Source organism: Rhizobium sp. CFBP 8762 (assembly GCF_014841565.1).
GTDB lineage: Bacteria > Pseudomonadota > Alphaproteobacteria > Rhizobiales > Rhizobiaceae > CFBP-8762.
Window position 1 is genome coordinate 578,369 of the sequence record NZ_JACYUD010000002.1, and the last position, 19,932, is coordinate 598,300.

At 58.1% G+C, this 19,932-nt stretch carries 19 protein-coding genes; 9 read left to right on the top strand and 10 right to left on the bottom strand.

The features are described 5' to 3' along the window. Window positions 1-56: 56 nt before the first annotated feature. On the bottom strand, window positions 57-1,421 hold the full coding sequence (locus IFT84_RS07840) for an ABC transporter substrate-binding protein (RefSeq protein WP_192118095.1): 1,365 nt from the start codon (window positions 1,419-1,421) through the stop codon (window positions 57-59). A gap of 253 nt (window positions 1,422-1,674) precedes the next feature. Between IFT84_RS07840 and IFT84_RS07845 the strand changes: the two genes are divergently transcribed. The 3 genes from IFT84_RS07845 (at window position 1,675) to IFT84_RS07855 (ending at window position 4,508) form a co-directional block, all read left to right on the top strand. Then, a complete protein-coding gene (locus IFT84_RS07845; RefSeq protein ID WP_192118096.1) occupies window positions 1,675-2,451 on the top strand; it encodes a GntR family transcriptional regulator in 777 nt (258 codons plus the stop codon). A 250-nt stretch (window positions 2,452-2,701) separates the two neighbouring features. Next, on the top strand, window positions 2,702-3,484 hold the full coding sequence (locus IFT84_RS07850) for a class I fructose-bisphosphate aldolase (RefSeq protein ID WP_192118097.1): 783 nt from the start codon (window positions 2,702-2,704) through the stop codon (window positions 3,482-3,484). 88 nt (window positions 3,485-3,572) lie between these two features. Then, the gene (locus IFT84_RS07855; RefSeq protein ID WP_192118098.1) at window positions 3,573-4,508 is read left to right on the top strand and encodes an ABC transporter substrate-binding protein; all 936 of its coding nucleotides are present in this window, start codon (window positions 3,573-3,575) and stop codon (window positions 4,506-4,508) included. A gap of 147 nt (window positions 4,509-4,655) precedes the next feature. Here the strand turns inward: IFT84_RS07855 and IFT84_RS07860 are convergent, their stop codons facing one another. Then, the gene (locus IFT84_RS07860) at window positions 4,656-4,943 is read right to left on the bottom strand and encodes a hypothetical protein (protein ID WP_244651131.1); all 288 of its coding nucleotides are present in this window, start codon (window positions 4,941-4,943) and stop codon (window positions 4,656-4,658) included. Window positions 4,944-5,002: 59 nt separating this feature from the next. On the opposite strand from IFT84_RS07860, the gene IFT84_RS07865 reads away from it, so the two are divergent. Further along, window positions 5,003-5,779: a phosphodiester glycosidase family protein gene (locus IFT84_RS07865; RefSeq protein WP_192118100.1), complete on the top strand. Its 777-nt coding sequence runs from the start codon at window positions 5,003-5,005 to the stop codon at window positions 5,777-5,779. Between the two features lie 6 nt (window positions 5,780-5,785). Here IFT84_RS07865 and IFT84_RS07870 read toward each other — a convergent pair whose 3' ends face one another. Both IFT84_RS07870 and IFT84_RS07875 read right to left on the bottom strand, forming a co-directional pair. Next, complete coding sequence (locus IFT84_RS07870) at window positions 5,786-6,661, bottom strand: alpha/beta fold hydrolase (protein WP_192118101.1); 876 nt, start codon at window positions 6,659-6,661, stop codon at window positions 5,786-5,788. Between the two features lie 61 nt (window positions 6,662-6,722). Continuing rightward, a complete protein-coding gene (locus tag IFT84_RS07875; protein ID WP_192118102.1) occupies window positions 6,723-7,424 on the bottom strand; it encodes a glutathione S-transferase in 702 nt (233 codons plus the stop codon). Between the two features lie 170 nt (window positions 7,425-7,594). Here IFT84_RS07875 and IFT84_RS07880 point away from each other — a divergent pair, with 170 nt between their 5' ends. Continuing rightward, a complete protein-coding gene (locus tag IFT84_RS07880) occupies window positions 7,595-9,976 on the top strand; it encodes a diguanylate cyclase domain-containing protein (protein WP_192118103.1) in 2,382 nt (793 codons plus the stop codon). Window positions 9,977-10,071: 95 nt separating this feature from the next. Here the strand turns inward: IFT84_RS07880 and IFT84_RS07885 are convergent, their stop codons facing one another. Continuing rightward, window positions 10,072-11,481 carry an FAD/NAD(P)-binding protein gene (locus IFT84_RS07885; RefSeq protein WP_342212843.1) on the bottom strand — a complete coding sequence of 470 codons (1,410 nt, stop codon included), beginning with the start codon at window positions 11,479-11,481 and terminating at the stop codon, window positions 10,072-10,074. A 196-nt stretch (window positions 11,482-11,677) separates the two neighbouring features. Between IFT84_RS07885 and IFT84_RS07890 the strand changes: the two genes are divergently transcribed. Continuing rightward, window positions 11,678-12,139 (top strand): RrF2 family transcriptional regulator, encoded by a 462-nt coding sequence (locus tag IFT84_RS07890; protein ID WP_192118105.1) that lies wholly within the window; start codon window positions 11,678-11,680, stop codon window positions 12,137-12,139. Window positions 12,140-12,151: 12 nt separating this feature from the next. On the opposite strand, the gene IFT84_RS07895 is transcribed toward IFT84_RS07890, so the two are convergent. Next, window positions 12,152-12,736 (bottom strand): hypothetical protein, encoded by a 585-nt coding sequence (locus tag IFT84_RS07895; RefSeq protein WP_192118106.1) that lies wholly within the window; start codon window positions 12,734-12,736, stop codon window positions 12,152-12,154. Between the two features lie 361 nt (window positions 12,737-13,097). On the opposite strand from IFT84_RS07895, the gene IFT84_RS07900 reads away from it, so the two are divergent. From IFT84_RS07900 to IFT84_RS07910, 3 genes are read left to right on the top strand one after another with little or no spacing between them, the layout of a single operon-like run. Next, window positions 13,098-14,576, top strand: coding sequence for a DUF4153 domain-containing protein (locus IFT84_RS07900; protein WP_192118107.1), 1,479 nt, complete (start codon window positions 13,098-13,100; stop codon window positions 14,574-14,576). 15 nt (window positions 14,577-14,591) lie between these two features. Next, window positions 14,592-15,281 carry a response regulator gene (locus tag IFT84_RS07905; protein ID WP_192118108.1) on the top strand — a complete coding sequence of 230 codons (690 nt, stop codon included), beginning with the start codon at window positions 14,592-14,594 and terminating at the stop codon, window positions 15,279-15,281. Then, window positions 15,278-16,303 carry a sensor histidine kinase gene (locus IFT84_RS07910; RefSeq protein WP_192118109.1) on the top strand — a complete coding sequence of 342 codons (1,026 nt, stop codon included), beginning with the start codon at window positions 15,278-15,280 and terminating at the stop codon, window positions 16,301-16,303. Before IFT84_RS07905 ends, IFT84_RS07910 begins: the two co-directional genes overlap by 4 nt. A gap of 8 nt (window positions 16,304-16,311) precedes the next feature. On the opposite strand, the gene IFT84_RS07915 is transcribed toward IFT84_RS07910, so the two are convergent. From IFT84_RS07915 to IFT84_RS07930, 4 genes are all read right to left on the bottom strand, one after another. Continuing rightward, the gene (locus IFT84_RS07915; RefSeq protein ID WP_192118110.1) at window positions 16,312-17,688 is read right to left on the bottom strand and encodes an FAD/NAD(P)-binding protein; all 1,377 of its coding nucleotides are present in this window, start codon (window positions 17,686-17,688) and stop codon (window positions 16,312-16,314) included. Window positions 17,689-17,767: 79 nt separating this feature from the next. Beyond that, window positions 17,768-18,328, bottom strand: a complete 561-nt coding sequence (gene msuE / locus IFT84_RS07920; RefSeq protein ID WP_192118111.1) for an FMN reductase — start codon at window positions 18,326-18,328, stop codon at window positions 17,768-17,770. 176 nt (window positions 18,329-18,504) lie between these two features. Further along, on the bottom strand, window positions 18,505-19,398 hold the full coding sequence (gene purU / locus IFT84_RS07925; RefSeq protein WP_192118112.1) for a formyltetrahydrofolate deformylase: 894 nt from the start codon (window positions 19,396-19,398) through the stop codon (window positions 18,505-18,507). A 100-nt stretch (window positions 19,399-19,498) separates the two neighbouring features. Further along, window positions 19,499-19,852, bottom strand: coding sequence for a MarR family winged helix-turn-helix transcriptional regulator (locus IFT84_RS07930; RefSeq protein WP_342212844.1), 354 nt, complete (start codon window positions 19,850-19,852; stop codon window positions 19,499-19,501). Window positions 19,853-19,932 lie beyond the last annotated feature (80 nt).

The window sequence follows — 19,932 nt, forward strand, 5'->3', positions numbered from 1 at the left end:
AATATGCCACGAATTGGCAACGGGCCGCCAGGAACAGCGACCCGTCATCTGCGCCGTTACTTGATGTAGCCTGCGTCTTCCATGATCTCGCGGATCTTGGTTTCACTGGCTGCGATCGCTTCATCCGCACTCATCTGGCCGCTGATGGCGCCTGCCAGTTGCTGGGACGTAAAGTCCCCGATCTGCTCGAACTCCGGGATCGTCACATATTGCACGCCCGTATAGGGCACCGGATCGACCGTTGGTTTCAGGGGATTGGCCGCGTTGATCGACTTCAATGTCAGGTCCGCATAGTCTTTCGTCGCAGCCGCATACTCCGCCAGCTTGTAGGTGGACTGGCGCGAACCCGGGGGAACCGTGCCCCAGCCTGCCTTTTCGCCCGCAAGCTTGATGTAGTCTTCACTGGTTAGCCAGGAAATCAGTTTCCAGGCCGCATCCTGATGCTTGCTGGTTGTGGGAATGGATAGCCCCCATGCCCAGAGCCAGCCCGAGCCGGGCTTTTCCTTGACCGGAGCCAGCGCAAAGCCGACATTGCCCTTCACCTCGGCATTGGCCTGATCGATCACAGGTCCGGCAAAGACCGTATCGTCGTACCACATGGCCGTCTTGCCCTGCGTAAAGAGTTGCAGGCACTCCTGCCAGCCGTCCTTGGCCGCATCCTGTTGCCCGTGTTCTTTCAGCAGATTGACGTAGAAGTTGATGGCGGCCTTGCTTTTTTCAGAGCTGAGTTGCGGCTCCCAGCTCTCATTGAACCATCGACCGCCATAGGTGTTGATGACGGTTGTAAGCGGGGCCAGGCTTTGGCCCCAGCCGGGAATACCGCGCAGGCAAATGCCGGAAACCGCATTGGCATCATCATCAAGCTTTGCAGCGAAATCCGCCACTTGATCCCATGTCGGCTGCTCCGGCATGGTTAACCCGGCTTTTTGAAATAGGTCCTTGCGGTAGAACATAAAGGATGACGACCCGTAGAATGGTGTCGCAAACATATCGCCTTCATAGGACACCAGATCGCGGATCGGGGTCAAAAGATCATCGGCCTTCCAAGCGGCATCATCGGCCACAAATTCCTTGCTGAGATTGGTGATCCAACCCTTCTGCGCCCAGAGCGGCACCTCATAGGCTCCGATCATCACAACATCGAACTGACCGGATTTCGTCGCGACGTCTTTCAGAACCGTCGGGCGCAGCTGGTTTTCCGGTAAGGTCTGGAATTTGACCTTGATATCCGGATATTTGGTGTAGAAATTATCGATCAGCTTTGCTGCGGTTTCCATCTGTGGATTGGCCGCCAGCGCAACCGTCAGCGTTACCTCCTCCGCATAGCCGGGCTGTGCGGCAAACAGGCCAAGCAGACATGACAGTGCAAGCGTGCTTACAGGTGCGCTGGAATAAGCCAGTCGCCACTTCAACTTAGGCATGAAACGTCCTCTCCCAAAACGATCCGACACAATTGTCAGACAGGTCAATGGTGGCTCTTGCGCACCCTACCCACAGACAAGCCTCTCACTCCACCCAGAAGCTCATACTGTATGATCTGTACGTACAGAACTGGCGAGCCTTCGTCAATGCCTTTGTGGTTTAAACTGGAGCAACCCCATTGGTAGCGATCCCTCCGTAGACGACCGCACGTCAATTGGTGTAGGTTTCGTGCGGACACAAATGAGAGTGCGTATGCAAAACATCGATCGGACGTCGGCGGAGCCCTACTATCTGCAACTTGCCCGGATCATTGAAGGACATATTCGAACTGGCACCTACAAGATAGGCGACCGCGTCCCCGGTGAAACAGAACTTTGCCGATCCTTCGACCTTGCGCGATCAACGGTGCGGGAAACGTTGCGTGTGCTGGAGCACCAGCGCCTGATCCGCATCGTGCCAAGACGCGGTGCATTTGTTTCCGACCCGACGGATAATCAATGGAAATTGCAGGTAACGCAAGGTTTTCTGGAAACCGGTGCACATTCGCCCGACCGTTTCATCGAAACCTCGGTGGTGCGAAGCGGGTTTGAAGTGCTGCCGGATGTCGCCGCCGAAGCCTTGAAAATTTCCAAGGGGGAAAGCGGTTTCGTCATTGAACGAATCCGCCATATCGACGGAAAAGCAGCCATGCATTCCATCAATTATCTCCCGTCCGATGTCGGCTCTACGCTCGTGGGCAAGCCGGTACTGGAGGGAACGGCATCGCTGAACCAGACGCTGAACGAAGGTGGGTTTTCCATCTACGCTGCGCGACGAGAGGTGGCTGCGATCGGTGCACCAGCCGATACGGCCAAAATGCTGGGTCTGTCGAAAGGTGCCCCTGTTCTGTTTGTACAGTCCACCTCGCGCTCAGAGGCCGGACGGGTCTTTGACTTTTATCAGTCCTTCGTCCGAAGCGACGTCGTGACCATCTCGGTAGACGCGGAAGCCTCCGCCGACGCAAGCCAGCCATCCGGCACCGTTGAGTAGCAACCTCGTCCAGCATCGCCCTGATGTAGGCCTCCGTTTCTTCCATCATACCCTCTGTTCTGCACAGCAGCTGAAAGGCTGGCCCACCGCGCCGGCCCACCACCTGCGAGCGTTTTCCAGTTTCTCCTTGACACCCGTCAGCGCGGCACCGTAAATAACATTCGTCCGTCTTGTACGTACAACGCGACAGGACTGGGGTGGAGAACACGGAACGGTGGATAACGCTGCCGAAAACAACAGGAAAAATATTATGTCGATGGAATATCGCCTTCGTCGTACCTTGCCGAGCCATCGCGCGGCGATCATTATGCCGGTTGATCACGGCCTGATTTTCGATCGTATCGAAGGCCTTGAAACGCCGTCTGCCCCATTCGCGGCATGGGCGGACAACGACGTCACCGGATTCATGATGACCCCCGGTCAGGTCAAACAGACCGAATCGTTCTTTGCAGCCCACCCGCACCTGACGCGGGTTCTAACGATTGATACCTACAATGATTACCGTGAACTTGATGGCGGCGGGTCGCATGACCTCATCACCTCTGTCGAGGAAGCGGTTCGCATGGGTGTCGATGCGGTTAAAATGCTGTTTCCCTGGAACATGTCGCGAGAAGAGCGCGTGAAAATGTGCGCCCGCGTGGGCCGTGTCGTCGCTTCTTGCGATCGCTGGGACATTCCGCTGGTTCTTGAACCCGTTATCATGGGAGCGCCGCGCACGCAGGAGGTCATTGAAGAGGAAGAGAAGGTTGCACGCATCGCCTACGACCTCGGTGCCCATATTATCAAGATCGCTTTCCCGGGCGAGGAGCGCACCAAGCGACTGGCGGACGAGCTGAAAGTGCCTTTGGTCATTGCCGGTGGTCCGCTGTCCGGCCCGCCATCGGAGACCGTGGACGCGGTTGCCCAGACCCTGCGCGGCGGCGCACGCGGGGTTATTGTAGGCCGCAATATCTGGCAGCGTGATCGCCAGTCCGGGGTCGATACGCTGGCGCAGATTGCCAAGCTGACACGCAATGTAACGTTCAACGACTAAACCCAACCGGCGACATCGAAGCCGAAGCGGGCAGTTGAACAGAGAGGTGGATTGTTCGGCTGCCCGTTCACCACGAGGAGGAGATACCATGAAAACGTTCGCACGACTTGCCGCATGTGTTGCACTGAGTATGCCCACGCTTGTTTGCGCCGCAGACAATCTAACGACAGCCGGAATAACGGTCGGCACCCTCGGCAACCCCTTTTTCGTCCCGTTGATCAAAGGGGCAGAGGACGGATTAAAGGCAAAGAACGCAGATGTCCGTGTCACGGTCGTCGGTGCTGATTATGATTTGAACAAGCAGGCCTCGCAGATCGACAGTTTTATTGCCAGCGGCGCGCAGATCGTCATGCTAAACGCGGTCGACGCAGTTGCGGTCAAACCGTTCGTGGAAAAGGCGAAGGCGGCGGGTGCAATTGTGGCCGCGATGGACGTATCGGCAGCGGGCTCAAATCTCACCGTCATGACGAACAATGTTCAGGCCGGAGAACTCGCCTGTACCGATCTGGCTGAACGCCTGAAGGGTAAGAGCGATGTGGTGATCATCAACGGGCCACCGGTCTCATCGATCATAGACCGGGTCAAAGGCTGCAAGCAGGCTTTCGAAAAATATCCCGACATTAAAATTCTGTCTGACAATCAGGATGGCAAGGCATCACGCGAAGGCGGGCTGGCGGTCATGCAGGCCCTGCTGACACGGTTTGAAAAAATAGACGCCGTGTTTGGCGCAAACGACCCGACCGCCATCGGCGCCGATATCGCAGCCAAGCAACTTAATCGCTCAGAAATGATTATCTCGGCTGTAGATGGCAGTCCGGATATTGTTGCTTCACTGAAAAGCGGCACCAGCCTGATCGTTTCATCATCGTCCCAAGACCCCTATGGAATGGCCAAGCAAGCGGCTGAAAAGGCCGTTGATCTTCTGAATGGCAAGCAGCCGGATCAAGAGATTACATTGCTAGACACCACGCTCGTGACAAAAAAGAATGTAGACCAGTACGTTGGATGGGACGCAGAGCGCTAAAGTCTCGTTCGCCCAGGTAAAAACGAGGGCTGACATGTTATCACCTGAAAGCAACAACGGATGGCACTGATAGACTCCGTCTGATTGAACAGAACTTTAATGTTTCAGGCGGCGCAAATGCCGCCTTTTTTCATTCTCGATGTGACTTTAGCGATCGCCGGTTGTGACTGCATCGTCCATGCGAAAACCGAGTACAAAGGCGATGACCGTGTCCAGGGACATTTCACAGGGCTTGATTTCGACGCCGGACGTCAGTCGGTAGAGGTTGAAGCTGACGATATCCGTGCCGGACAGATCCTCTGCATACAGCCACATTCGTTTGTGGTCGGCTGAGCGCTTCACCGTCGCGCCCCACCGTTGTGCGTTGAAGACACCTTCACAGGTGCCATCCGGAAACGCGGCCAGCGCGCGGTCAAATGTCTGTGTGTTCACCATTGAAACCATCCCGTCTATGATAGGTATGATGGCGATGTTTGAGAAGATGGGAAACAGGAATGATCGTTATGAACCGCCGCTTCATCGCTATGGCAATCACGCTGAGCGCCGTGTTGCTCGGTCGCCAGACCGCTGCCGCGCAGAGCTGCGTGCCGGACGTGTTTGAGCAGACCAACTATGTTGTCTGTACGGCTGATCCGGTGAAGGCAGATCTTCGGCTGTTCTGGAAAGATGCCAACGACAAACCCTATCGCACCTTTTTCGCCGTTGCCGAGGCGGTCAAGGTTGAACAGAAGTCACTGACCTTTGCGATGAATGCAGGCATGTACAAGCCGGATTTTTCACCCATTGGCCTCTATGTCGAAGGCGGTAAACAGCTCGTTTCCGCCGATACCAAAACCTTGAAAGGCAGCGCGGGCCAGATACCGAACTTCTACAAAAAGCCGAATGGTATTTTTTATCTTGGAAAAGATGGCGCTGGTATTCTGCCAACAGATGCATTTGCAAAAGCCGCACCAGACGTGACATTCGCGACCCAGTCCGGTCCCATGCTTGTCATCCGCAACAGGCTTCATCCCGCCTTTATAGCGGGGTCGACCGATCGCACCTATCGCAGCGGCGTGGGTGTGTGTGCCGGGGGTCAGGTCCGTTTTGCCATCAGCCGTGACAAGGTGAATTTTCACACCTTTGCCCGCCTGTTCCGTGACCACCTGCAATGCCCGAACGCGCTGTTCTTCGATGGCGGCAATGGTTCGGGCATCTTCAGCCCGAAGATGAACCTGAACGACATCTCCTGGCATGGCGGGTTTGGCCCCATGATCGGGTTGATCGAATAAGCGTCTTCATCGGGTGAGAAACAGCTTCAATTCCTTGCTCACCGTTTCGGGGTCCTCGCGCTGCGGGAAATGCCCGACATTTTGCAGCAGGATGCGGCTGAACGGTCCGGAAAATTTCTCCGACACGTTCTGCGAAACCGCTGGCGGATTAACCCCGTCCTCTCGTCCCTGAAAATAGAGGACGGGAAGCGCCAGTGTCTTGGTGTCCTCTATGCGCGTTTCCAGCCACTGGCTGCGCGGGTCGGGCTCGGCCTCGTCCCACCGGGCCCGATAGCTGTGCAACGTGACTGGCACCCAATCGGGGTTTTCGAACGATTTTGCCACTGCATTGAACGTTGCCTCGTCAAACCAGCCGTCCGGGCTCCAGTTCGTCCAGTGGATATGCGCAAATTCTTTCGGGTCATTTGCAACCGCTTCAGCACCGCGATCAGTCGCCATAAACCAGTGATACCACTGCAACTGCGCGTGCCAGAACGGGGAGGTTTTCGCCCCGCCGAGCCGCGGTGGACTGGCGAGAAGCGCCATGCGCTGCACCCGGTCCGGCCAGCCAACCGCCAGCGCTTCGGCAATGTTTGAACCCCAATCGTGACCCACGACCGAAAACCGGTCTATGCCGAGGCCATCCATCAGCGCTATCGCGTCCAGCGCCAGAATGCCGCTATTGGCCGTTCGGGGCGTCTCAGCATTGCGGAACACCGTCTGGCCAAAACCGCGCAAGGTGGGGATGATCAGACGGAGCGGCTCGCTCTGAAGTCGTTCTGCCACGTTGTCCCAAGTGGATGCGTCGTCAGGCCAACCGTGGAGAAAAAGCACCGGATCCCCATCCGGCTTACCCATATCCTCGTATGCGATGCTCAGATCGTCAGTCTCCAGATGCGGCATGGCGTCTCTCCTTTTTTGGCAAGCCGAAACGAGCGGCCGTCAGCAGATGTTCCCGGCACCATCAGCCGCCCGCAACGGCACGCAGCGATTTTTCAATTTCGCCACCACAAAAGGACCCGCCGTAGGCACGGTCCGATGCTTCCTTCAACGCGTGTAAAGCGGGTGTTTCCTGCAACCGTTTGCTTAAGCGTGCCGTGCGCGGCGCCACGTCTTCGAGCATTTTGCCGATTGATGGGAAATGGTCGCCGAGCGTCGACCAGAGCGTGCTGGTGACAATATCCGCAACCCCGGCCGTGTCTGTGCCAAGCAAGAACGCATCCTGGCCATGCGCGTTGTTATGCGTCAGCATCGCCTCCCACATCAGCATCCAGCGCTGCAATCGTGGCTGGAATGTCTCCCAGTTCTCCGGGGTCCACATTTCCCGCCCGCCATCCAGCGTCATTTCGTCGATTACGTCATTGGCGTCATTGACAACCTTTGCCGTCAGGGCGCGCAGGTCTTCTGCCTTCGGAATGAGATCGTGGCGCGCACCGAGATAAACGGCGATGGCTGGCATTTGTGATAGCGCAAAGCCCGTTGCGGTGTCGATCAGCACCGGCGGGCCCATGAAGGGCACCGGCTGCCGGTCAGGCTCCGCCTGCATCAGGTCCGTTATCGCGTCTGCGTCGAACTCCTCCCAGGTCTTGCCTGCGTAGGCGAGGATCGCACGTACGAACTGGCCACGAAACGGTACATTCCAGTAGTACAGCTTGTAATCAGACATTCCATTCTCCCTTCTATGGACCGGCGTCAACAACCGGATGTATGTCGATCGGGACAATGCGCAACCCAACCATGGATGTTGAGTGGCTTTCATGCCAAGATTTGCGGGGTGGACAAAACCCACCGATGGCTTAGGTCGCAGTGCAAAGCATGGGTGCTTTGGGAGAGCGAATGTCGAAGCTGATGCGTTACTGGATCCTGATCGCATTCCTGATGATCGGGTTTTGCGGCGCATCGGCTGTGATGCTGGTGGAACTGCGGCGTGACAGTTGGACCAGTGCCAATGCCGGGGCACAAAACCTGCTTGCGGTTTTGTCTCAGGATATCGAAGGCAGCATTCAGTCCTATGATCGTGTGCTGTCGGGTATCGTCACCCGATTGGAAAAGGCGGATCTGAACCGGTTTCCTGCCGACCTGCAGCAGTCGCTCCTGTTTGATGGCACGCTCAACGAAACCTATTTTACCAGCGTTCTGGTGCTGGATGCATCCGGCAACGTCATCCGCGATGCCGGTGCACTTCCGCACCGCAGGGACAACTTCGCCGACAGAGCCTATTTTCAGGCCCATGCGCAGGGCAACGCACCGGGGCTTTATATCAGCACGCCGTTCCAGCGCCGCCTGACCGGGGACGACGATGTGCTGGGCTTGAGCAGGCGCATCAATGCGCCGGATGGCAGCTTTGCGGGTGTTGTGGTCGGAACCTTGAAACTCAGCTACTTCCGCGATCTGTTCGAAAAAACCCGGCTGAACCCGGAGGATTCCATCAATCTGTTTTCCGAGAGCGGCACGCTTGTCATGCGCATGCCCTACCTTGCAGACCAGATCGGGCGCGACCTTTCGAAGACAGACAATGTGCGGCGTTTCCAGTCCGAGTCTTCCGGGACATTTTCCGGTGTATCCGCCATTGACGGTATCACCCGCGTCTATAACTTCGTCCACGTCGGCTCGCTGCCGCTGATCATCAATGTGGCGCTGTCGCATTCCGAAATCTTTGCCACCTGGCGTACGCAGGCCGCACTTATCGGCAGTATTCTCGTTATCCTGTGTCTACTCACCGGCGTTCTGGCTGTCATGGTGCGGCGTGAGTTTGTGCGCACCGCGCGGGCTGAGACGGAAACGCGCAGAAGCGAGGCGCAGTACCGGCTGCTGGCCGATCACGCCACCGATGTGATCATCCGTCTCGATCAGGATCTCGTGCGCCGATACGTCTCGCCTGCATCAAGGGATATGCTGGGCATGGACCCGGCCGATCTGGTGGACATGAGTGCTGCGAATATTATTCACCCGGACGATTGGCCAGTGGTGCAATCCATGGCTCAGGAAGCGCGCGCCTCCGGCCTGCCGGTGGAGGCGATCTACCGCCTGCGCCACCGGGATGGACACTATGTCTGGGTGGAAGGCAAATACCGGCATATTACGGATCATGACGGGTTTATCGTCGTGCTGCGCGACATTTCCAAACGCAAGGTTGCGGAAACCAGACTGCAGGCCGCGAGTGCCGAACTGGCCCGCCGGGCCAACACCGATGGACTGACAGGGCTGGCCAACCGGCGCCGTTTCGATGAAGCGCTGGAAACCGCGAGCAACGACGCAGCGGCTTCGGGCAAATCGCTCTCCCTGTTGCTGATCGATGTCGACAGGTTCAAGCGTTTCAATGACACCTATGGCCATCAGGCGGGCGATGATTGTCTGCGCCGCGTTGCCCAAGCGATTGAAAGCAGTGCCCGCCCCACGGACCTGTGCGCCCGCTATGGCGGCGAGGAAATCGCCGTGATCCTGCCCGGTGCCTCACAAAGCGACGCGCAGCGGGTTGGCGAGCGCGTCCGTGACGCGGTCGAGGGGCTGAACATTGTCCACGCGGGCAATGAGCGCGGGCGAGTGACGATCAGCGTCGGCTGTTCGACTGTGCCACCGTCAAGTCCGATCGACCCGGCCAAGCTGATTCAGGAGGCCGACCGCGTGCTGTATGAGGCAAAACGGACGGGCCGCAACAAGGTTCTGTCAGCAACCTCGCCCGAGCTATCGCAGACAACCCCGCCGGAGTTCGACGAAACGGCCCGGCTGAACGTGGTTGACCTGTACCAAAAGAAACAAAAGGACCACGCCCAACTCGATCTGGTTGCCCGCAGCGCGGCCAAGCTTCTGGATAGCCCCATCGGATTCATTACTCTAGTGGGAGAACATGATTTGACGCTGATTGGGCGCCATGGCATCGAGACGGAGACCGTGCCCCGGGATATTGCCTTTTGCAGCCACACCATCACCGGCACGGAAACCATGATTGTGGCCGACCTGCAAGACGACCCGCGCTTTCGGGATAACCCTTTGGTCACACCCTCCGATGGCCTGCGCTTTTACGCCGGCGCACCGCTGGTCGACCCCGACAGCGGAGAGACCGTCGGCACTCTCTGCGTCGCCGACACCAAACCACACGAGGGCGCGAGTGACGAGAAGCGCCAGATCCTGAGCGATCTGTCCGAGTTGGTCATGAAAGATCTTAGCGCGAGCACCGAACCAGTTCAGCCACAGACGGATCGTAAACATAGTCGGTGATGGTGTTGTCCCTGATCTTGATATCGAGCCGCGTGTGCGAGAGAAGACACTGCCTGCTTTGGGTCAGGACTTTTCTAAGTGCGTCATGCAATCTCTTAATCGCTTATTGCATCCGCAACCGTTTGGGCCACCAGCACGGCATGTTCGCTGACCTGCGGTAGCCCCATCAGCTCGCCGAAATATCCTCGCGCCAGCGGTCCGGCGATCAGCAGGCTTTTGTCCGGCTCGCCCTTTGTATCCAGCGCCTGCGAGCGTGCGTTGCACGCAAGGCCAAGGCCTGTGGGGTCCAGATGCACATGGCCGTCCGCTGCCAGTTGGCGCAGCCAGCCGGACTGGCCGAAAATCTGACCGTGGGCCGGACCCGTGGTTACCACCACCGCATCAAACGCCAGTTCCTGCACCGGCGCACCCCTGCCCGCCAGTGTTACCAAAATGGTTTCGCCGGACGTGCGCACCGCGCCAATACCGGCGCGCTCCACCTGCAGCCGACCCTCGGCAAGCGCCGTGTTGATCACGTCTTCCACCTGTGGCGCGATGCGAAACCGGTGCACATCCCAGTACGGTCGCAGGTGGCGCACCACCTGTCGGCGCTCGTGTACGGGCAGATGGCTCCAGATCTCTTGCCCGCCTATGCGCACCTGATCGATGACGGCGTGCCATGTCAGCCCTGACTTTCCCGCGTCGCGGATCGCTGCGCGGATGCGCACCAGCAGTTCCAGCGCCGTCTTTGCGGGCGTGTTGAGAAAGTCGCCAAACGGCTCCTGCGTCAACGGGGCGTGGCCGCGCGACCTTAAACCCCGGCGCGAAACGGAGACAAGACTGCCCGTATGCCCCCGGCGCGTGAGCGAGGCAATGACATCGGCGGACGTCAATCCGTTGCCCACGATCAGAACACGGTCCTGCGGGCGGATGACATCAAGGCACCCCGGCGCCAGCGGATCAGCGATAAAACGCGGATGCTGCGCCAACACCTGTGCCAGCCGAAGCGGCGCAGAGGGTGCGGGATGCGTCGTTGCGATGACCACGACATCGGCAATGACGGTTTCGCCATTACTGGCTGTCACCTCCCACGGGCCTCCGATTTTGGTCACGCTGCGGACTTCGGTGCGGGCGTGGCGCACAGCGCCGCTTTGCAGCAGGGGCGATAGCTGGTCATGCACATAGGCGCCGAACACACCACGGCGCGGATACACATCGCCATTGGGGCGGGCCGCATCGGGGTCGTCAGCCACCACCGCCTGCTGTTCCACCCAGCGTGCAAAGTGGTCAGGGTCGTCGGGCAACAGGCTCATGCGGGTTGCGGGCACATTGATGCGGTGTGACGGGTCTGCCGTATCATAGGCCAGCCCTTTGCCAATGCTTTCGCGCGGTTCAAACACGGTAATATCAGTGTGCTCCCGCCCTCCCAGCGCCAGATGATAGGCCACCGCGGCACCGCTGAAGCCGCCGCCAAGGATTGCAACTGTCTGGGACACGGGTTTGGTCTGCACGAGAGAATTTGTCACGGATACGCCATCTGCCAGGAATCGATTTGCCACTGTAGTCCGGGACGCCGTCCGTTGGGCAAGAGATAATTCTATAGTTTCACTGGAGAAAGAAACTTCCTTCCGCCAGAGTTCACGTCTATTGTTGCATTGAATTGCAAGCCGCTGTCCGATATCGGTGGGCCGTCCTTTGACACTGACGGGATTTCTTGCACACATGCTGACGAAAAAAGGGAAGTACGGGCTGAAGGCGCTGATCCATCTTGCGCGGTTGGAGCCGGGCAAAACGGCATTCGTCAGCGATGTTGCGCTGCAAAACAATATTTCCAAGAAGTTTCTGGATGCCATTTTGCTGGAACTGCGCAAAGGTGGAATTCTTCGGTCCAAAAAGGGCCCCGGTGGCGGCTACGCTCTGTCGCGTCCCGCATCGCAGATTTATGTGGGCCAAGCGGTGCGCATTCTGGATGGTCCGCTGGCGCCTATCCGCTGTGCCAGTACAACGGCGTTCGAGCCTTGCAGCGACTGTCATGACCCGCAGGACTGTCAGGTGCGTCACGCCATGACCGACGTGCGTGACGCCATTGCCTCCGTGCTGGACAATATGACGCTGGAACAGATGGTGGCGAAGCGTTCAAGCGGCACGGCGAGCGAATTTGGCAGGGCGCTGATTGGCGAATAGCGGCGTCTATCGTTACTGCAACACATCATAGGTGTCCAGAATCCAGGTGATCTGGTAGATATTGGCAAAGCACACAAGGGCCAATTGGTACCGCTTGTTGGCGATCTGCATGGCGCTGACGGCCAGCACAAAAAACACCACCTGATGGATGGGATAGCCCCGGCCCAGCGACTGGTAATAGGCCTCTCCCTTCATCATGGTATCGCCGATATCCAGAAGCGTCGTGATGGCCAACAGCCCGAAAAACCAGTTTTTCCGGGTGTGGAAGTAGTCTTCAAATCCGTTATAACCGCCCATCTGGTCCGGAAACAGCAGTGCGGTCAGCGCCGCGAAGCTCATCGTGTACACAATCAGAAAGAAATAAATCGGAAACGTCCACTCCCGCACCAGCGAGAGGTGGAATTCGTACCACCAGAAATGCACGGTGGAAATCAGCATGAAGATAACCCAGCCGATGTGCACCGGATAGATCTGGATGGTGCCGGGGTGCTGCACAAACCGGGTTAACCCATTGACGAGCCGCGCCAGACTGAGGCCCAGAATCATACCCATGATGGTGCGCACGTGGGCAAAATACTCTGGATCGGGTGCTGCCATGCTTTTGCGCGTCCTCATCTTTGGTGACACAGAGAAACAGGGCGCACGAAATTGTGCAACACTATAATTTCATGGGTGCATCGCCTTCGGTCTAGCGGGCAATCGGTGAATTGGCCATCGGTAACCGACCCTGAGCATTTTCCTGAAAACATGCAGCCGCTCTGCACAAAATCTGCACGCGGGCGGCGCATTCCTGCGCCATGAGCATATCACATGACACACCCCCCTCACCCCTCGTTCCAACCCTGCCTTACGGCCTGCGCACCGATGGATGGTGGCTGGCAGAACGTCCGCGACCGGTGCCGATACCGCCCTCGCCGCGGCTCGCCATCATTGCGCGTTCCGTGGGAAACAGCCAATCATGCAGCCAATAACCGCAATCCCGATAACCACCCGGCGCTTTGCTGCTGCGTTCGGGTTGGTGGCCATCGCGGATTTCCTGATCTTCGGGTATCAGCCGGGCCTTAATCTGTTCATCTTCGCCGCTTTTCTGTCGCTCACCCTCATCCTTCTAGGACGACGTCGCTATCCGCTTGTCAATGAAGCGCTCCTGTTTGCCTTTTGCCTGTTGGCGAGCGCGCCGCTTTTGCAGGAAACCACCGGTCTTGCCATCATCACCAGCCTTGTCGGCGTGACGTTCACTGCACTGATCAAGGCAGGCCTATCGCCACGACAGTGGATCGAGTTTCCCTTTCTGTTGTTCCGGTTTGTGGCCGGTCTGCCATGGCGAACGATCCAAGCCTGCATGCCAAGACCCAAAAGTCGCGCAAACCCGGTGCTCACGTCCAGGCTGCGTCGGACGGTGCGGCTTTGGCTGCTGCCGGTTGGGTTTACCAGCGTGTTTCTGCTTCTGTTTCTGTCAGCCAATCCACTTTTTGAAATTATTTTGAAAGAAATTCGCTTCGATGTCCTGCTGCGCTTTCTGGAAATTGGTCGCATCCTGTTCTGGCTGCTAATTTTCAGCCTTGCCTGTGCGTTTATGTGGCCCCGCCTGCTGAACCGCAGAAAACCGAAGACAATGACCAAGGTCACTCACTCGTCCGGCCTGCTGGTGCGCTGCCTTGTGCTGTTCAATCTGCTGTTTGCCGTACAAACGATACTCGATTGCATCTATCTTTGGGGCGGCGCGGCTTTGCCGGAGGGGATGACATACGCGCAATACGCCCATCGTGGTGCATATTCTCTGCTCGTCACGGCGCTTCTTGCTGCTGGTTTTGTTTTGGTGGCGCTGCGCCCGGACGGTCCGGATGAGAACAATCGACTGGCCCGCGTTCTGGTGACGCTTTGGATCTGCCAGAACATCTTTCTGTGCATCTCCTCCATCCTGCGGCTCGATCTTTACGTGGATACCTATGCACTGACACATATGCGGCTGAATGCAGCGGTCTGGATGGGCCTCGTGGCAGTCGGCCTCGGCCTGATATCTCTGCGGATCCACCTGCGCCGCTCCAACACCTGGCTAATCGCGTACAGCACGCTGACGCTGGCGCTGACGATCTACGGTTATACGTTGGCTGACCGCTCGGGCTTCATCGCCCGCTTCAATGTGGCTCATTGCGTGGAACGAAGCGGCAAAAACTGTAAACTGGACATTGGTCACATGTACGAGCTTGGCCCATCTGCCATTCCGGCACTGGATCGCTACATCTCGATTTTGCCGCCCGATGCGTTAGACACAATCGATACCGCACGCGCATTTCGTCAGGATTTGCTCGATGACTTTCATAGGGATGTCTCCGGCTGGCGCAGCTGGACATGGCAAAGGCAGCGACTGAACACCTATCTTGCCACCACTGCCCCCTTTGCACAGGATGAGCATATGCGTAAACAGGACGAGTGAAACCGGAGCAGCCTTATGCCGCGCATTCTCGTCGTCGATGACGAACCCCATATTCGCGACGTTATCTGCTTTGCGCTGGAGCGTGCCGGCATGGCAACCACCACCGCGCGCAACGGCGGCGAGGCCATGATGGCCTTTCGCAAAGGCGGCATAGACCTGATCGTGCTGGATATTGGCATGCCCGATATGGATGGGCTGGAGGTCTGCCGCCAGATCCGTGCGCTGTCAGCCCTGCCAATCCTGTTTCTGTCGGCGCGCGACGATGAAATTGACCGCATTCTGGGGCTGGAAATCGGCGGGGACGATTATGTGACCAAGCCCTTCAGCCCTCGTGAACTGGTGGCGCGGGTCAAGGCCATTCTGAAACGGTCGCACGGCAGCATTTCGCCCAAAAATGCGTTGTCCTGTGGGTCCCTTCGGCTGGATCGTGCCGGGCGGGCCGTATCTTTCAACAGCCTTGCCATCGCCTTCACCGCGCTGGAATTTGCCATTCTGGAAACGCTGTTGGCCCGCCCGGAGCGTGTGTTCAGCCGGGAGCAATTGATGGAAGCCGCCTATGGCGCTCACACCTATGTGGCCGACCGCACCATTGACAGCCATATCCGCAACATCCGCGCCAAGCTGACAGCGGCGGGCGCAACGGGCATCATCGCCACCGTTCACGGCATCGGGTTCAAGCTGGCGCAGACAGGCGCGCAACCATGAAGCCCAGCCCCCGCGTTAAACTAAAATGGCGGCCAGCACTGGCCCTGATCGTCTCCGTTGTGCTTTTGGCCGTGATGGCGCTGCCTGTGTTGCTGCTGGTGTGGTTTCGGGCGGTGGAATTAGGCTCCAGCCCGATGACAACCACGGAACTCTGCGCACTCATGGCTGTTCTGCTGCTCACGCTTCTGGTTGCCTATGTGCTGTCGCGCACCATTACCGCGCCCATCCATGGGTTGATTGCACGCGCAGATGCCATCAGCCGGGGCGGACGTGGCGCTATCCGCCCCCTCGACAGCTACGGCACGCGGGAAATCGCTTTGCTGACGCAAAGCTTTCTCGATCTGGCCGGGAAACTTGTCGATCATTCCGATTACGTCCGCTCCTTTGCGGCACATGTCTCGCACGAGCTGAAATCACCGCTGACCGCCATCAAAGGTGCAGCGGAACTGCTGCGCGATGATGCACAGGATGGCGTTATGTCGGCGAGCCAGCAACAGCAGTTTCTGGACAACATCATCTGCGATGCCGACCGCCTGAATGGGCTGCTGCTCCGCCTGCGCGAACTGGCACAGACCGAACTGGCTGCCCCGCAAGGACACACCAGCCTTAACGAAATCACCTCACATTTGCGCACCCGCATACCGGCCCTTGATATTGCCGCATCAGGCGATACGGCCGTTTTCATGGCTCTGTCGAGCGAAGCGGCGGGTGTCATTTTCACCAATATGGCCGACAATGCCGCGCAGCACGGCGCAACCACGCTGACACTGACCGCCAAGCGTGACGGCGCGACACTGCGCATCACGCTTCAAGACAACGGCCACGGCATTGCCGCCGCCAATCGCGAGCGCATTTTTCAGCCGTTCTTTTCCACACGACGTGACAGCGGCGGCACTGGAATGGGGCTGGATATTGTGCGCGCCATGCTGGGTGCCCATGGCGGCACGGTTCACCTGATCGACTCACATGGCCCGGGCGCAGCCTTCGACATTGCGGTGCCGCTGGCAGGCAGCAACCGATAGAACATCAATCAGGCCGCCGTTTCCTCCAGCGCCTGGCTTGCGTGTATCCGGTGCGAGATGGCTTCGGCCACTTTCTTGGCCTGCACCCGGATATCCGGCACGGCCGTAATTTCCCAGAATTGTCCCGCCGTCAGCGCACCCACCGCAAACAGGTTGGGCTGGTGCTCCTTTTCGGCATTCAACACCCGAGAATCGCGGTCCACGCAGATGCCCAGTCCCAGATCGGCACTGGCGATCAGGCCATCGTCGCGCATCTGGCGCAGCAGGGGGGAGTGGGCAATGCCCGCCCGCTCCATGCCGGTGCAGTTGATCACCCAATCGGCGTTCAGCGTGGTGCTTTGCGCTGCACCGCGCGGGCGAAAGCTTAAGGAGAGATGCTCACCGTCCGGCTCTATCGTCTGTAAGAAGCCTTTGTGGACGTTGAGCGTTCCATCCTGGAGAAGCGTTTCGAGCTGGCGCGAGACTTCCGGGGCCAGCCGGTGCCGGTGAATGTTCCACCAGGCCAGTCCATGACGGAGAAACCGGCTGCGCTGCGCGCGCGACAAATCCTGCCACAAACCTTGCGTCAGGGGCCGCAGGCCGTCCATGACGCCGCGCCAGCTTCCGCTTGTGCGCGCAGTCTGGCGCAGCGCGGCGAGAATGTGGCTGATCTCGCGCGAAGGCGGCAGGTCCGGCGCAACGGGTTCAATCTTGCTTTCGAGATGCGGATGGGCCACCAGCCCCCGGCGTGAGAGCACCTCGATCTGGCCGCGATGCCCATGGGCGCGCAGCGCCAGCACCTGATCCACCATGGTCAGGCCGGAGCCAAGAATACAGATTCGATCCGTTGCCCCCACATGCGACAGCCAGCCGAGACGCCAGGGGTTGCGCACCACCCGCTCATCTTCCTCGCCAAGCGAGGGTTCTACCGGCAGCTCGGCATTGCCCACGCCTAAACATAGCACCACATTGGCCGCTTCCAGCGTGCGCCCGTTATCAAGCTGAAAGACCGCGCGTTCAGGCGTACACACATCGCAGGCTTTTGCCTTGGCCTTGATGAAATGCAGTGTGGGCCGATTTTCACGGTTGCGCAGCAGTCCCGCCAACCGGTCTCGCAGGTAGCGACCAAAATCATCGCGGGAGGCAAACCCGTCCTGCGGCACATCACGGTTCTGCTCGCGTAGCCACAGACAGAAGTCGTCGGGCTCATCGGGAAATATGCTCATGCGGCCCGCAGCCACATTCAGCCGGTGCACGTGCAGCTCGGTGCGGTAGGCCGTTCCGCGCCCAAAGCCCGGATCATCCCCTACCACAACGATGGAGGCGGACGGCGGCAACAGCCGCAGAAAATGGATGGACTCAGCAATGGCTGAAAAGCCAGACCCGACGATGGCAACATCATACATTGTTCGTATCCCCTGAAGATGGCTCTTTGTGGAGCCGCGACCTTCTGCGGATCGCTGACGGCATTTATCGATTGTAGCGTTATTCAGCGGCAATCACATCCCGGTGCAGCACAGGCACAAAGGCCGCGATTTCGTCTACCGCCTGCGCCGCGCGCGCCAGTGCGGGCTGCGATGTCAGCTTATAATTTTCAAAATCCCGGTCCGACGCGTAAACCGCGCTTGGCAGTGTATGGGACATGAAGAAGCCGAAGAGCGGGCGAAGCTGGTGCTCCACCATCAGCGCATGACGGTCGCCGCCACCGGTTGCTGTCAGCAATACCGGCTTGCCGCGCAGCGCCAGCGGATCCAGCAGGTCAATAAAATGCTTGAACAAGCCGGGATAGCTGCCTTTGTAGGTGGGGGAGCCGATCACAAGCACATCGGCATCCACCACGCGCTGCACAATATTCTTTGCCTGCGCGTCGAGTTGATCGGGCCACTGGGCAAGACCGAGCGAGGGGCCAACATCCGTCAGATCATAGATCTCGGTAGCAAGCCCGTACCGGTTCTGAGCCAACTGGCCAATGGTTTCCACCAGCGCCGCAGACTTGGAAGGCCGGTTGTAACTGCCAACAAGGCCAACGAGCGTGAGACGAGACATTCCTAATTCCCTTCAGGTGCGTATGGGGACAGGCGTCCCAGTTGGGCCGCGCTGTCTTACACCCGATATTATCTAGTGAATGACTGGACTACAGAGACCTATGTTTCGTTCTGAACGCAGTTCCTGAAAAAATCCTCCGTCTTTGCGGCCTTTGCCGCAAACCGGCTGAATGATAATCAACCCATCCGCTCAGAAGCATGGCTTCCCGGACTTGCGGGAAACACGATTGTGCGGTTGCCATTCATAAACACACGGTGGTGAATGTGTGCGTGAATTGCGCGGGCCAATACCTGGCTCTCCACGTCCCGGCCAATGGATACGTAATCATCAGGGCTTTGCGCATGGGTAATGCGGGCCAGATCCTGCTCGATGATTGGGCCTTCATCCAGATCCTCGGTCACGTAGTGCGCGGTGGCGCCGATCAGCTTCACCCCGCGCTGGTATGCCTGCTTGTAGGGGTTTGCCCCTTTGAAGGACGGCAGGAAGGAGTGGTGGATGTTGATAATGCGCCCGGACATTTTCTTGCACACGGCATCAGACAGAACCTGCATGTAGCGAGCCAGCACGATGAGTTCGGCATTGGATTCCTCGACCACCTGCATCAACCGCGCTTCAGCCTCTGCCTTGTTGGCCTTCGTCACGGGAATGTGGTGGAAGGGAATATCATGATTGACGACCACCTTCTGGTAATCGAAATGATTGGAGACCACACCAACGATATCGATGGGCAGCGCGCCGATTTTCCATCGATAGAGCAAATCGTTGAGGCAATGACCAAAACGCGAGACCATCAGCAGCACTTTCATGCGCTCAGCCGAATCGTGAAACTTGTAGACCATGCCGAACTTTTCGCCGATGGGCATAAAACCGGATTCGATCTCCTCCTCCCCCACATTCTCTTCGCTGATGAACGTGACGCGCATAAAGAAATTGCCGGTATCGACATCATCGAACTGCGAACTATCAACGATGTTGCAGCCCTTCTCGGCCAGATAGCCTGAAATGGCCGCGACAATGCCCCGGGTGGACCGGCAGCTTACCGTCAAAACATGGGTATTTGGAGAAGTCATGGTTGGCCCCTTGGTGCAGTTTGCAGCAGTGTAGGCCAAGGTTTTTGCAAGCAACTGCGAAAAAACGCAACCCGCTACGACGCTTGCGACAAAATGATGTTTACGTCTGTTTGATTGTCAGCATATTCGCATCAAGGCGATGGGTTTTTACTAAATCTTTCAGCGCCGCGTCGTAATCGCCCTCGGCGCGGGAAAGACAGTCCCGTCCCGCATCGGTCAAAACCGTATAAACTCCGCGCTTGTCATCCGGACACAGGTCACGCAGCGCAAGCCCGCGACGTTCCAAACGCTCGGCCATGCGCGAAACCGAACTTTGATTCAATTGCATATGCGCTGCCAAGTCCTGCATGCGAAGTTCGTTATTTGGCGATTTCGCCAATATTTTTAGTGCTCGCAGTTCCGACAGCCCAAGTCCATGCTGTCTTTGCAAGAACCGCCCCAGATCCGCTTCCACAGCGGCGACCGCATGGGTTAGGTTCAACCAAGCGTCGCTCGTTCCCGACATTTCCTAAAGCCTCCCATCAGTTTGCACCG